This window comes from Parabacteroides sp. TM07-1AC (assembly GCF_003480915.1).
Classification (GTDB): domain Bacteria; phylum Bacteroidota; class Bacteroidia; order Bacteroidales; family Tannerellaceae; genus Parabacteroides; species Parabacteroides chongii.
The window spans coordinates 60,355-74,552 of record NZ_QUKD01000012.1; the positions used below are offsets into that span (position 1 = coordinate 60,355).

Annotated in this window: 15 protein-coding genes and 1 CRISPR repeat array; of the genes, 10 read left to right on the forward strand and 5 right to left on the reverse strand. The window is 42.9% G+C overall.

Annotation, left to right across the window (positions count from 1 at the left end; all coding sequences use genetic code 11):
- The first annotated feature begins 16 nt into the window (after positions 1-16).
- Genes cas7c through cas2 form a run of 4 tightly spaced genes read left to right on the forward strand, consistent with a single transcriptional unit; the run spans position 17 to position 2,878 of the window.
- Entirely contained in the window at positions 17-880 is an 864-nt protein-coding gene (cas7c, locus tag DXD68_RS20305) for a type I-C CRISPR-associated protein Cas7/Csd2 (protein WP_122363323.1), read from the forward strand.
- The gene (gene cas4, locus DXD68_RS20310) at positions 877-1,545 is read left to right on the forward strand and encodes a CRISPR-associated protein Cas4 (protein ID WP_122363324.1); all 669 of its coding nucleotides are present in this window, start codon (positions 877-879) and stop codon (positions 1,543-1,545) included. Before cas7c ends, cas4 begins: the two co-directional genes overlap by 4 nt.
- Before the next feature lie 3 nt (positions 1,546-1,548).
- Positions 1,549-2,583, forward strand: a complete 1,035-nt coding sequence (gene cas1c / locus DXD68_RS20315) for a type I-C CRISPR-associated endonuclease Cas1c (protein WP_122363325.1) — start codon at positions 1,549-1,551, stop codon at positions 2,581-2,583.
- A 4-nt stretch (positions 2,584-2,587) separates the two neighbouring features.
- The gene (cas2, locus tag DXD68_RS20320) at positions 2,588-2,878 is read left to right on the forward strand and encodes a CRISPR-associated endonuclease Cas2 (protein WP_122363326.1); all 291 of its coding nucleotides are present in this window, start codon (positions 2,588-2,590) and stop codon (positions 2,876-2,878) included.
- Positions 2,879-3,050: 172 nt separating this feature from the next.
- Positions 3,051-3,413: a CRISPR direct-repeat array (repeat unit 32 nt; unit sequence GTCGTACCTTATGTAGGTACGTGGATTGAAAC).
- Between the two features lie 154 nt (positions 3,414-3,567).
- Here cas2 and cas3 read toward each other — a convergent pair.
- The 5 genes from cas3 to tpx all read right to left on the reverse strand — a co-directional run bounded on the left by cas3 (position 3,568) and on the right by tpx (position 10,789).
- Positions 3,568-5,802, reverse strand: coding sequence for a CRISPR-associated helicase Cas3' (gene cas3, locus DXD68_RS20325; RefSeq protein ID WP_122363327.1), 2,235 nt, complete (start codon positions 5,800-5,802; stop codon positions 3,568-3,570).
- Between the two features lie 123 nt (positions 5,803-5,925).
- The gene (locus DXD68_RS20330; RefSeq protein WP_122363328.1) at positions 5,926-7,998 is read right to left on the reverse strand and encodes a BT4734/BF3469 family protein; all 2,073 of its coding nucleotides are present in this window, start codon (positions 7,996-7,998) and stop codon (positions 5,926-5,928) included.
- A gap of 157 nt (positions 7,999-8,155) precedes the next feature.
- Positions 8,156-8,542, reverse strand: coding sequence for an HU family DNA-binding protein (locus DXD68_RS20335; protein ID WP_075558492.1), 387 nt, complete (start codon positions 8,540-8,542; stop codon positions 8,156-8,158).
- A gap of 233 nt (positions 8,543-8,775) precedes the next feature.
- Positions 8,776-9,993 carry an MFS transporter gene (locus DXD68_RS20340; RefSeq protein ID WP_122363329.1) on the reverse strand — a complete coding sequence of 406 codons (1,218 nt, stop codon included), beginning with the start codon at positions 9,991-9,993 and terminating at the stop codon, positions 8,776-8,778.
- Between the two features lie 292 nt (positions 9,994-10,285).
- The gene (tpx, locus tag DXD68_RS20345; RefSeq protein ID WP_122363330.1) at positions 10,286-10,789 is read right to left on the reverse strand and encodes a thiol peroxidase; all 504 of its coding nucleotides are present in this window, start codon (positions 10,787-10,789) and stop codon (positions 10,286-10,288) included.
- A 159-nt stretch (positions 10,790-10,948) separates the two neighbouring features.
- Here tpx and DXD68_RS20350 point away from each other — a divergent pair, with 159 nt between their 5' ends.
- The 6 genes from DXD68_RS20350 (at position 10,949) to DXD68_RS20375 (ending at position 14,155) form a co-directional block, all read left to right on the forward strand.
- Positions 10,949-12,223 (forward strand): DNA recombination protein RmuC, encoded by a 1,275-nt coding sequence (locus DXD68_RS20350; protein WP_122352320.1) that lies wholly within the window; start codon positions 10,949-10,951, stop codon positions 12,221-12,223.
- A 67-nt stretch (positions 12,224-12,290) separates the two neighbouring features.
- On the forward strand, positions 12,291-12,587 hold the full coding sequence (locus tag DXD68_RS20355) for a nucleotidyltransferase family protein (protein WP_122352319.1): 297 nt from the start codon (positions 12,291-12,293) through the stop codon (positions 12,585-12,587).
- Positions 12,580-12,942, forward strand: a complete 363-nt coding sequence (locus tag DXD68_RS20360; protein WP_122363331.1) for a DUF86 domain-containing protein — start codon at positions 12,580-12,582, stop codon at positions 12,940-12,942. Before DXD68_RS20355 ends, DXD68_RS20360 begins: the two co-directional genes overlap by 8 nt.
- Complete coding sequence (locus DXD68_RS20365) at positions 12,939-13,316, forward strand: diacylglycerol kinase family protein (protein WP_122363332.1); 378 nt, start codon at positions 12,939-12,941, stop codon at positions 13,314-13,316. Before DXD68_RS20360 ends, DXD68_RS20365 begins: the two co-directional genes overlap by 4 nt.
- A 61-nt stretch (positions 13,317-13,377) precedes the next feature.
- On the forward strand, positions 13,378-13,554 hold the full coding sequence (locus DXD68_RS20370) for a DUF4250 domain-containing protein (protein WP_122363436.1): 177 nt from the start codon (positions 13,378-13,380) through the stop codon (positions 13,552-13,554).
- Positions 13,555-13,588: 34 nt separating this feature from the next.
- Complete coding sequence (locus tag DXD68_RS20375; protein WP_122363333.1) at positions 13,589-14,155, forward strand: phosphatase PAP2 family protein; 567 nt, start codon at positions 13,589-13,591, stop codon at positions 14,153-14,155.
- Positions 14,156-14,198: the final 43 nt, after the last annotated feature.

The window sequence follows — 14,198 nt, forward strand, 5'->3', positions numbered from 1 at the left end:
AATAATTCTATACAATATGGAAACAGCAATAAAAAACCGTTATGATTTCGTCTATTTATTTGATGTACAAGATGGTAATCCCAACGGAGACCCTGACGCAGGTAACTTACCCAGAGTAGACTCCGAAACCGGTGAAGGTCTGGTATCAGATGTTTGTTTGAAGCGAAAAGTCAGAAACTTCATTCAGATAGTAAAAGACTGTGAAAAACCTTATGATATTTTCATTAAGGAAAAAGCTATTTTGAATAACCAGATAGCAGAAGCTCATAAGCAGGAAGATGTAAAAGCGAAAGAAAAAGGAGATAAGACAGAGGCAGCCCGTCAATGGATGTGCCGGAATTTCTATGATATCAGGACATTCGGTGCAGTATTGAGTACCGGAGAGAATGCAGGACAGGTTCGCGGTCCAATCCAATTTACTTTTGCTCGTTCTATTGATCCTATTGTGACAGCAGAGCATAGTATTACCCGCATGGCAGTAGCGACTGAAGACGAGGCTAAAAAACAAAGCGGTGACAACCGTACCATGGGACGAAAATATACAGTACCCTATGGATTATATAAAGCTAACGGATTCATCTCTGCACATTTGGCGACCCAGACCGGATTTAATGAAGATGATCTGAATTTATTCTGGGAGTCATTAAAGAATATGTTCGATCATGATCATTCGGCTGCAAGAGGTATGATGAATGCCCGTAAATTGATCGTATTCAAACATAGTTCAGCACTAGGAAATGCTTCTGCTCATACGTTGTTTAATCTGATTGATGTAAAGTTGAAAAATGAAGCGGTTCCTCCCCGCTCGTTCAATGATTATGTAGTGACTATCGATAAGGATAAACTTCCCGAAGGAGTAGAACTTTTAGATATGATATGATAGAATACGGAGATGAGGATCTGTTGATGCTTTCCGGTATTCAACATATTACATTTTGCGAGCGTCAATGGGCACTTATACATATAGAACAACAGTGGGCTGAAAACAAGCTCACTGTTGAAGGTAACTGGATGCATCAAAAGGTAGATGATCCCCTGTTAATGAACCGCAATAAAGAGGTCGTAACATTAAGATCCGTAACTCTTGTTTCCAGAAGACTGGGACTTTATGGAATATCTGACGTTGTAGAAATGGTTGCGTCATCTTCCGAAGAAAACGCAATACGGCATCCTAAATATCCGGGATTATGGCGATTAATTCCGGTAGAATATAAACGGGGAAAACCAAAGAAAGATCAGATTGACGAAGTCCAGCTATGTGCTCAAGCCATCTGCCTGGAAGAAATGTATGACATTTGTATTGAAAAAGGCTTTTTATATTATGGTGAAACCCGCCATCGGGAAGAGGTTCTGCTAACAAAAGAGTTACGGACTTTAGTTGAAGAAAAGTGCACGAGAATGCATCAGTTATATGAACAGAAACTTCTTCCGCCTGCTATATACAAAGCACACTGCAAGTCTTGTTCCCTGAATGATGTATGCATGCCTAAAGTGCTGACCAAAACACCAAAAGTGAATTCTTACCTTACCCAATTATACGAATAGAGTATGAGAAAATTGTTGAATACGTTGTATGTAACAACTCCGGAAGCCTATCTTACCAAAGATGGGGAAAACGTTGTAATCAGAGTAAAAGAGAAGGATATTTTCCGTATTCCGGTATTGAATATAGAAGGTATCGTTTCGTTTGGATATATGGGAGCATCTCCGGCTTTGATGAAGATGTGCGCCGAGAGAAACGTAGGATTATGTTTCTTAAGTGCTAACGGGCAATTTCAGGGACGGCTTTCGGGACCGGTAAAAGGGAATGTGCTTTTAAGAAGAACGCAGTACAGAATAGCAGATGATGCAAACAAATCGTTGGAGATCAGTCGTATCTGTATAGCCGGGAAGATAGCGAACTCAAGAGCTGTAATAGAGCGATTCAAGAGGGATCATATATCTTCTGATGAACAACTTTCTGTATTTCTATCAGCTTCTGAAAAATTGAAAAGATCGAAAAATCAAGCATTAACAGCAGATTCATCCGATAGCCTCAGAGGAATAGAAGGAGAAGCAGCAACAACCTATTTCTCTGTCTTTAGTCAGATGATTATTGCTCAGCATGAAGATTTTCCTTTTAGCGGAAGAAACCGGAGACCGCCAAAAGATAAAGTAAATGCATTGTTATCGTTTGTGTATACATTATTAAATCATGAGATCCAATCTGCATTAGAGTCTGTTGGACTTGATCCGTATGTTGGTTTTCTGCATACAGATCGTCCGGGTAGGGCTGGGTTAGCGTTAGATATGATGGAGGAGCTGCGAGCTTATATGGCAGACAGGTTGGTTTTGTCATTGATTAATCGCAAACAAATTTCAGGCAAAGGTTTTATCGAACATGGAGATAATGGAATTGTTATGAATGATGATGTCAGGAAAGAGGTTTTATCTGCCTGGCAAAAAAGAAAGAAGGAAACTATTATTCATCCATATTTGAATGAATCTGTTCCCATAGGACTGATTCCATATATCCAGGCAATGTTATTAGCCCGATTCCTGAGAAATGATTTAGATAATTATCCTGTCTTTTTAATAAAATAGCAGTATGTATGTTCTGGTCACATATGATGTAGAAACAATGACTCCTCAGGGACAACGCCGGTTACGACAAGTAGCACGACAGTGCATGAATTACGGGCAACGTGTTCAAAACTCCGTTTTTGAATGTTCTGTGTCTCCTACTCAGTTCACTGAATTAAGATTGAAACTATTAGATATTATAGATAGTAATAAAGATAGTATCCGTTTCTATTTCCTGGGTAATAATTACTCTAAAAGAGTCGAGTATATCGGAGTTGTCACGTCTTATAATGTAGAGGATGAGTTAATAATTTAAGTCTCTGCGAACCTGAAGTGGTAACGGATATACAAGGATGTTCGCTATTTCTGATTTTCAGCATATTATATGCTTTACCTTTCGTTCCACCATAAAGAAATAAGACAGTAAATAAAGTTTCGCATAACAGCATATCTAATATGCTGTAAATGTTTGTGTTATTTATTATGGAGTCGTACCTTATGTAGGTACGTGGATTGAAACTCGTAAAGCGATCAATGCCTTGCGACGCTGATGGTCGTACCTTATGTAGGTACGTGGATTGAAACGATCGTGAACAGATGATCCGGGTCGTGGCGGGAAGTCGTACCTTATGTAGGTACGTGGATTGAAACTGGGCATCAGAGTTTGCACACTTACTCGGCAGTAAGTCGTACCTTATGTAGGTACGTGGATTGAAACCTATCACAGCAAAAAGATTAAAAAAGCGGCTTAGGTCGTACCTTATGTAGGTACGTGGGTTGAAACAATGTAAATACTTAAGTCTTTTTTATCACTCATGAGTCGTATCTTTTACGGGTACATGGATTGAAACTACAATAGGGAAGAGAGAGTATCGCTTTTATGTCGTAACTTATATAGGTACGACTTAATTCATTTACCTATTTAAGGTTATTACCATGTTTCAATCCACATACTTCGTAGAGTATGACAAAACACCTCACAAAGAAACAAATCCAGTCCTTTCTTTATTCTATCAGCAACAGCTCTTCCGCCCAAGCCCCATCCAACACCAGTCCTGCCTGCGGATCATAGCTACTCGGATCCTCCAGAATGAAAACGCCCGAATACTCGATAACTTTGCCACTCCGTGCCAGCTCTTCAAAGTCCCACTTTTTCACAGAGACACTATATTGCTGTAACTTGCGTAATAGCCAAAACTCCGGACCTTTTTCTTTCAACTCCCTAATAAGATCTGCGCCATCACCATAATTGACCAGGATGGAAACAGAGTTCTTATCATCAATCAGGCAGAACTTCTCGGCAGCAGTTGCAAACATAAAGTTCATTTCTGCAAAACCTTTATATAACAAACCTTTTATATCTGCTTTATCAAAGGTATTACAACCACCATAAAAGAGCGTAAAATAACGAGCCATAACAGCCGGATCAAACAAATCCGTACGATCAGACACCCGAAGCAATTCTCTCAAGGCAGTAGCTCCCTTCCCCATCAGACCACGTAAAAGAGTATTCTCTAAATTAAAGACAAAAACCTGACCTAATTGACCCGTATGATTCAGTTTACCTTCCCGATTACACCGGCCTGCCGCCTGTATGACAGAATCCAATCCGGCAAAAGCCCGGTATACCACAGGAAAATCAATATCTACACCGGCTTCCACCAGTTGCGTGCTAATCACCCGAACCGGCTCATTGTTCTTCAGCTTTTCTTTTATCAATTTGATCACCTTCATTATATGTGCGGAACACATCATACGGGACAAGTGTAAAGTTCCTTTTGGCATCCTTTGATAAAGCTCCCGAGCCTCCTTACGGGTATTAACGATACAGAGCACACATTCGTAGCCGGTCAGTTCGTCGGCCAGATCATCGAAAGTCGTTGTCGACTCCGGCCAGTGTAATTCCACACGCTTAAAAGCTTCGAACAGATTTTCATGGGCAGAAGTTATTTCCTCAACCGGACTCTTCAATCCGTTAAAAGCCTCTTGCCCCGTACCGATACGACCGCTGAATACGGGCAACGTAGCGGTAGTAAACAGAACACTCACCTTGAAAACAGATTGCAAACCTTGTAAAACCTCCAACACCGGTCGCAGAAATTCGACCGGCAACATCTGTGCCTCATCCAAAATAACAATAGAATTACAGATATTATGAAGTTTCCGGCATCTCGAACTTCTACAGGCATACAATGACTCGAAGAACTGTACATTGGTGGTTACAACAATAGGAGCATCCCAGTTTTCCGTTGCCAGCAAAGAAGCCGACCGTTCATCCAGCCTATCCACCTGCAAATTACTATGATGCTCCACCACATTTTCTTCTCCGAAGATTTTGCGTAATACAGCTGCCGTTTGCACAATAATGCTGGTGTAAGGGATAACGACTATAATCCGATCCTTTTTATAACGAACCGCATGATCTAAAGCCCAGGCCATCGAAGCCAACGTCTTTCCTCCACCCGTGGGCACCGTCAGACTGAAAAAGCCGGGGAGATCTTTTGCCTTCTCCCGACAACGGGACAAAATAGAAGCTCTCTTTTCATTGATAAAAGAAGAGGGAGCCTTCACCGACAACTCTTCCATGTGTTTATCAAAACGAATTTTCAGCTCTTGCAAACTATCGTACTTCCCTCTACGCCCTGCCTGGTCAGGCATCATAAACTGCTCCGTATCCAAATAATCGGCATCTACCAAACAAGAAAACAACATACGTATCCACAGATGAAACTCCTTTTCCGGATCACTCAATGCCGGAGCTTCCAGAGGTAGCAATTCTTCCAGTACTTCCACCGGAGCATCCTTTCGCATCTCCTCGCAGCACGACTCCTTTTGATAACGCCGGCTCATATTCGCATCTCCGTCCGAAACCCAATCCAGTAAACCAGAGTGATGTCCGGCAATACAATAGGACAACGGAGGATAACAATGTGGCAATCTCATCTTCGCCCAAATAGCTCCCGCTGTCGAATGATCCGGCTTATTCATTGGCTTCTTACTCTCTCCGGTCATCCCGGAGGCATTACGAATATACGGCTGAAATTCATCTGCGGTATACTTTCCCAAATCGTGCCATACCCCGGCCTGTTTACCCCAGCCGGAAGCTCCAAATACGGATGCAAAAGATTCACTTAATACGGATGTCCCTGTCAAATGCTCCTGCAATGTTTGAATTTTGAAAGATTCTTCATCCTTCCGGACATGGGCTATAAAGACATTTTCATCTCCAACTTCTTTCATACACAAAGTTTTATTCTTTTATTTGTTATTTGCAATACTAAACCATACAAAGCTATGTTACAATAATTTACAGCATTGCAAACACCTTATTCGTTTGCAATGCCGTTTGTCATCTGTCATACATCATTCATTCTTTACAACTGAATAACACGTTCCTTTCATAGTACGCCGCGAAGGTATTTTGTTTTTCTGGAGCAAACGACCGAAGTAAGTCAACCGCTTGTTTCCCAACTTCACTCCACTTTTAGCCTGCAAATATTGAAGAATTTCAATTGCAGAAAGACTTTCACAGACCTCGTCGGGATGTGCCGCACGAAAATACTGTAGGAATAACTGCTCTTCTACCGGAAGTTGCTGAAAAGCCTCGTTGCTTTTTGTCGTTGAAAACTCCTCTTCCGAAGTAAACCAATAACGTTCGCCAGCCGCCAAAGCAGCAGAAGCCTGTGCATAAAGCTGCTCGTAATTAATTGAAGCGGTATTGTCGATCGTCCCCGTTATGTCGATACAGATAAAACGCCGGCTTCCGGTCGGATCGGTCAACAAATCATAATTATTGCAGGTCGCTATAAAAGAGGCATAACGATGTAAAGCCTGAACACTTCGCTTATAAGGCTGCCGGGCATTCACTACCGGCTTCTGAAGCACATGCTTCAGAAAACTCTGATAACCGGAACTGACCGAGTCGAACTCATCAATGTTTATCAGTGCAAAGCGGGTAAGCAATAACTCTGCATCACGTTTATTTCCAAAATCGATACTGTCCGTATAATACATACGCAAAGTCGGCGGCAACAAATTCCGGCACCACGTCGATTTGCCGCATCCCTGTGGACCGACCAGCAAAGGCAACGAACTATTAGCATGCAAATGATCGCGCCGACGCCAATGTGCCACCATACTCAAAAACCAGATATAAAACAGATTACGCCACGCCGGATTATCCGTCGGCAACGTATCTGCCAATGCCCGGATGTGATCTTTACCATCCCAGGCCGGCAGATAATCCAGAAAATCTTCCAGCGGATGGAAAACCGGAATCCGGTCTGAGTAGATATAACGTTTCACATCCCTATCCCATAAAGCCAGCCCTTCCGCTTGCGCGTTAAGCCCGATACTGTTCAATACCGTTTCGGTAACCGGGGCAAAATGAATATAAAAGGAACCTCTTGCCCGAAACTCCACTTCGCCGGACAGCATATTCCGTCGAAACTCGTAACGCCGCTTCATAAACTCATTCGTTTTCACAGACAATAATTGCTCGGGAGCAACAGCCGGTTTCTTTCCGAAGTTCTTCGACAACTGATAAGTCGTATGAATCATATCCCTTACCTCTTCTTCAAAAATAGACAAATACTGATAAACCATTGTCCAGCGTACGACATCTTCTTCGGGAATACCGGAATGAAAACAGTTTTCAGCCAACCTGACAAGAAAAGGTCTGAGCTCTTTTCCCTCATCCAGTCCTCCGGTTTTATCCAAAGCGTCCTGCATACAGGCATTATAAAAACGGGAAATGATACGACTACGGTCGTAACCGGGCATCATACGCAGCAAAGGATCTTCATATTCCCCGACCACTTCCCGGTAAGTCGCTTCCGCCGGCATTTGTAAAGGTTGTTCCTGTGTAAGTGGGATAGCCTGAGGATTATAATACAGCTCCGGATCATACGAATGCCGGCAACCCTGATCCAGTACCGGCTTTTTCTGTTCTATATCCCGATTCAACTGAGCCTGGTAATAATTCACTGCACGCCGATAAGCTGCCGCATGAAAATATTCAGCCAGTTCTTTCGTCTGCGGCAGTGAGCCGTCCGGCAAAACGAAAGGTACCAGAATTTTTACGCTCTTTCCGCTTGAACCGGCAAAAGCAGCCAGCGTTTGCGGAGCCTGCGAGGCCAATGTTTTTATTTTCAAGACCTCCTGCCGATCAGCCAAGCGGTCGACTTCCACCAGGATCAATCCGTTATAAGCCCGAAACTCCAAATTATTTTGTTTTCCCCGAAATACCGCGGCAAACAATAATACCGGAATTTTACCTGCATGTATATTCCTGTCGCAAGGCATCGAAGAAGATAATAACTCCCGCAGGTTATTTACTTCCCGGCTTTGTTCACCGGTCTCTATTGCAGCCATAACTGCTGATAATTCTATATTTTTCAACGACTTACCATCGCCCTTTATTTGTGTAATTTTCATTCTTAGCCCTATAAGTTCAACAATTCCATATGACAGATGACAAATGCCATTGCAAACAAACAAGGCGTTTGCAATAGTATATCCTACTCAAGTACATACAATTACAGGAAAATATGACAAATAACAAATACTTTCCCAAAACTTTATGTATAAACGATTATTTCAGCTTCGTAAACTCTATATCGCTCAGCTTTTCTTTTAGTTTCGGACTGGGTTTAAAGCTGATACTTTTCAATTTGATGGACTCGGCACGTACCTTGGAAGGAACTTCCACCTCCCGGTTCGGTTGGGCGGTGATACTGAACGTGCCCAAACCGTCTATCGTAACGGTGTAACCATCTTTCAGATGAAATGCGATCATACGGGTCAGGTTTTCGATCATCCCTTTCACCTCTCCGTAGTTGAAGGTGCTCATATCGGCCATCTGATTGGCCAAAGCATCGAGATTTACATTACCGTAACTTACGGTGGTTACTGAGTACTTCACCTGCTCTTTGTCGGTGATATTGTCATTGATTTTCGTGAGTTTGTACCTTACAGCCATGCGGTTCCCTTTCTTTTAGATTTAATATTACTACTAGTTATGTCAAAGGTTACTACCTTTTATCTCTTTAGTCACTAGTTAGTAATACTACCCTGTACAGGATAATTGAATAGGGTGTACAGGGTGGCTTGGCAAGGTGTACAGGATAGTCAGCCAGGGTGTACAGGATGATATTACTAAGTAAGGACTAAAGGTATAAAATATAAGGAGATACACAATAGTTTGTGGGAAGTTTATTTACAAAAGCTCTCACGCAACTCTCTTATCGATGGTACAAAGAATGAAACCAGTCCAATCATTCCAACCAACACTCCCCCTATTATAAATGTATTCCCGATCCCGATATTATCCGCCAGGAAACCGGTACTCAGCAATCCTATCATTGAAGGAAGCAAACTGACACTCATATAAAATGAGAACACCCGCCCCATTACTACCGGATTGATGCGTGTCTGCATCACTGTAGTGAAAGATGCCATATAAAGAGAACCGGATATCCCACCGACCGCCGTCAACCCGACAAACAAAGGATAACCCGAAACAGGTAATACTCCGGATAACAGGAATGTGATCCCTAACAAAATATACATCCAGTTGATCAGTGATATCTCATTCAACCTAAACTTCTTGATCCCCAGAAAAGCACCGCCTAACAAGGCGCCGATTCCCCAGGCCGCTTCTACCAGACTGATCTGATAAGCATTCCCCGAATAGTGATTCAGTGTCATCAAAGGGAACAACACACCGACCGGCATAATAAAGAAAGTAGCCAGGATAGACAGGACAAACAACCACGACAATCCATTCTGCGCACGCACCTCCGTATAGGCTTCTTTGGCTTCCTTCAATAATTGTACCTTTTGACTTCTCTCTTCATTCTCCGGATCGGGAATCTTTACAAACAGAAGCGAAGTACAAGCCAATGCCGCCCCGATCACATCCAACAGCAATATATTCGTCATCTCCATAAAGGAAATAAAAAGTGCAGCCAGAGCAGGACCGGCAATATTACAGGCCGACTGAATGATCTGATTGATCCCGGCTATACGGATCAGTTCCGATTTAGGAGCCAGTAAAGGTACGGAAGCCTGCATCGCCGGCATATGAAATGCCGATCCAACCGAACGCAAAGCCAGTAGGATATACACATGTCCGAGCTTCGCCACATCCAGATAGAACAGGAAGGCAAGGATCAGCGTACAGAAAGCAATGAAGCTATCCGCCATGATCATGACCCGCTTCCTCTTCCAGCGGTCGACAAATATACCTGCAAATAACCCGAGTACCGACTGCGGAAGCATGGCGGCAATGGCTGCAAAAGCGAGTACTTCAGCCGATTTAGTTTCGAAACTAAGCCATAAGATGATTGCAAAATTGACGATCGAACTGGTCAGGATAGAGAAGAACTGCCCGGTCCATATAATAGCGAATACTTTTTTCCAGTTATTCATAACTTCTTTTAATTAAAATAAAATATGTATAGAAATATACTTCCCGAAACCTCTCCGGAAGTAAAAAATGAAGGTTCAAAAGATAAGAAGGCTCTTATCTGCCGTTACACAAAGTAAACGAAACCAAATTTAGAAGTTATTGAACACATAAAAGATGATTAATTTGCTGCAAGTATACGAATAAAATCCGAATTATCAAACTCTTTAAAAAACGAAGGCTGCGGGATTCACATCCGACAGCCTTCTACACTAACCCTTAACTTTAACCAATGAAAAACAATAATCTACTTAATTAGTTTTTTAGCGAAGCGATTGCGGCTTCGTAATTCGGTTCGTTGGTAATTTCGGAAACGAGTTCCTCATAAACCACTTTACCTGCTTCGTTGACAACTATCACGCCACGGGCCAATAGACCTTTCAGCGGACCGTCAACCATCAGCATCCCGTACTTATCTTCAAAACATGAACACCGGAATGCAGAAAGTGTGATCACTTTATCGATGCCTTCCGTCGTACAGAAGCGTCCATGTGCAAAAGGTAAATCTTTTGATACGGCAAGTACCACAGTGTTGGGTAAAGAAGCGGCTTCTTTGTTGAAACGTCTCACCGAAGCGGCGCACACAGCAGTGTCCAGACTGGGAAATACGTTAATTACAACATTCTTACCTTTCAATTCTTTGAGAGATAATTCCGATAGATCACTTTTTACTCCTTTGAAATCCGGAGCCTCTGCTCCAACTGCCGGTAATGTACCGTTGGTATTTACTTCATTTCCTTTAAATGTTATTTTTGCCATCTTTGTAGTATTTTATGTTTTACGTTAAAAGCGGCTCACAAATATAAGCGGCTTTGTATGACTAAAACAAAAGTTAAAGAATAATGTTTTTCCTTTTAACTCTTTTTAATTACTTGTTCAGAGAACAGTTTTTCTATCTTTGACGCAAAATTGAATGACATGGATTGGTTGATTATTTGTACATTACTTATCATCATTGTTTTACAGATCTTATTCCGTCCTAAAAAGGACAATACCGATACACAAAACGAATTGAAACGCCTGCTGGATGAAATGCAGCGTTCTTTCGAACGCATTGAAAAAAACTTCCGGGAGGACTTCCGCCTGAACCGCGAAGAAGGCCGCATCGTTGCCCGCGATAACCGGGAAGAGCTGACCCGTTCCATGAACGAATTTCGGGAAGCTTTCGACCGGGGGATCGCTTCCTTTAACAACCTGCAACGGGAAAAGTTCGCCAACCTGGACGAACAGCAGCGCATGTTGGTTGCGAACACCGAAAAACGTTTGGAGGAGATCCGTGTTACGGTAGACGAGAAATTACAAAAAACATTGAACGACCGGATCGGTCAGTCGTTCCGCCTGGTCACCGAACAACTGGAGAGTGTACAGAAAGGACTCGGGGAAATGCAGACACTGGCACAGGATGTAGGCGGCCTGAAACGGGTATTGAGCAATGTCAAGACACGGGGGAATATCGGAGAGATACAACTGAGTATGTTGCTGGAACAGATACTGGCTCCGGAACAATATGAGGCCAATGTTCATACCCGTAAAGGTTCGGATGCTGTCGTCGAATTTGCCGTCAAGCTGCCGGGACGGGATGATATACGCGAATACGTTTATCTTCCGATAGATGCCAAATTCCCGAAAGATATCTACGAACAGTTGCTGGATGCCTACGACAATGCCGATCCGCAAGCGATCGAGGCTGCCGGGAAGTTACTGGAAACGACGATCAAGAAGATGGCTAAAGATATTTCCGACAAATACCTGGCTCCGCCTGCGACAACCGATTTCGGTATCATGTTCCTGCCGTTCGAAGGTATTTATGCCGAAGTGGTACGCCGTTCTGCTTTAATGGAAGAGTTACAGCGTACTTACAAAGTGGTTGTAACGGGGCCTACTACGCTTGCCGCCATCCTGAACAGTTTGCAAATGGGTTTCCGTACACTGGCTATCCAGAAACATTCGGGAGAAGTATGGACCATTCTCGGTGCCGTAAAAAAGGAGTTCGAAAAGGTGGGCGGCATGCTGGAGAAAGCACAAAAGAACCTGCAAACGGCCAGCGGCCAGATAGAAGAAGTACTCGGTACCCGTACCCGCGCTATCCAGCGAAAGCTGAAAGATGTCGATACACTGAGCGACCGCGAAGCTCGTGCGATCATTCCTGAATTGGGACCGTTGACGGAGGATGAGGATAATATAGAGGCTTAATTTTAGATCATACTAATTTGCAGAGATAAAGAATTATTATTTCCTTTGTATCAGTAAACATGTTCGTATGAAAAGGGATATAGTACTAAAAAAGCTCGCATTCTTAAAAGAGACGCTCTCGTCCCAATACGGGGTAAGCAAGATCGGCCTTTTTGGTTCCACTATACGCGGTGAGAACAAAAAGAATAGCGATATTGATATTTTGATAGATTTCCAGGAAGGAAAAGAAACCTATCAAAACTATATTTCAGTATGTGATATCCTGGAAAATTTCTTTCATAAACATAAACTGGATATAGTCACATTAAAAGGTCTCAGCCCTTTCATTGGCAAACAAATCCTCAATGAAGTAGAATATGTCTAAATCACATATCGTTTATTTACAACATATACTTCAAGAATGTTGCTACGTCACATCTGTTGTAACGGATAGTTTGCCTATGTACCAGTTCTTATCGGATGAAACATTAAAAAGAGCTGTTACCCGTAGCCTGGAAATCATAGGTGAAGCGACTAAGAAAATTCCGGCTGATGTAAAATATGAATGGAATGACATTTCATGGAAACAAATGGCAGGTATGAGAGATAAGTTAATTCATGATTATATGGGCGTTAATTATCTCATTGTTTGGGATGTTGCTAAAAATATTATACCGGTTCTTATTCCTCAGATTGAAGCCATTATTGATAAAGAAAAAGAGAACAGGATAAACAGATGAAAAACGACGGTTTTACTTTCCGCAAACGGTTACGGAGTTTCCGGTATGCTTTTAATGGGATACGCTTATTGATTACCCGGGAACATAATGCCTGGATACATTGTTTTGCTGCTGTTTGTGTGGTTGTCGCTGGTATTTTGCTGGGACTGTCAGAGACGGAATGGATCGCTGTTGTGATCGTAATCGGTGCGGTACTGGCAGCCGAAGCAGTCAACTCGGCACTGGAAGCGATAGCGGACTTCGTTTCACCGGAATACAGCGAAGCCATTAAACGAACCAAAGACCTGGCGGCGGGAGCCGTATTAATCATGGCTATTGCCGCCGCAATCGTAGGCGGAATCATCTTTTTCCCTAAACTGATCGCTTTATATTAAAACCGCCCGTTTTGAACAAAATAGTATATATCACAGTTATTTAATTTAAATGATGAAAACAATGAAACTCCCCGAAGACCCGACGATGCTCTTTAGCGTAATCAACATGAAGCTACGCGACCGATATGCATCACTCGATGAATTATGCAGTAAAATGGATGTAGACAAGGATATGCTTGTACATAAACTGGCTATTGCCGGCTTTGAATACAGTGCTGAAAACAATAAGTTCTGGTAACTTCCGTTTCTATATTTGCACTAACAATAAATATATGAAACGTACAACCTATCTCTTTATCTTCCTCCTGGCCTTTATCGCCTGTTTCAACGGACATGCACAAGAAGTCAAGTTAAGCGGCAGCCGGAAAGCCGTCCGCACCTCGGGCGACGTACTTGCCTGCCTGACTCCGGCAGCCAGCCTGGCGACGGTATTGATCTTACAGGACTGGCAAGGATTGAAGCAAGGAGCACTAGCTGGTGTAAGTACCGTCGGAATGACGTATGCCCTGAAGTATCTGATCAAGAAAGAACGTCCGGACGGCAGCGACAATCACTCCTTCCCTTCCATGCACACCTCGGTATCTTTTACCGGAGCAGCTTTTATCCAACGCAGATATGGTTGGAAATGGGGTATTCCGGCATATGCCGTAGCTACCTATGTAGGTTGGAGCCGTACGTATGCCAAGAAGCACGATTGGTGGGACGTGGCAGCCGGAGCCGCTATGGGTATCGGCAGTGCCTATATCTTTACCCGTCCGTTCGCCCAAAAGCATAACCTGACACTCAGCCCGCTTGCCGGTGACAAACATTTCGGTATTTATGCCTCGATGACTTTCTGATGACATACGGCACAGATAAAAAACAGCCCGGACATGTACTCGC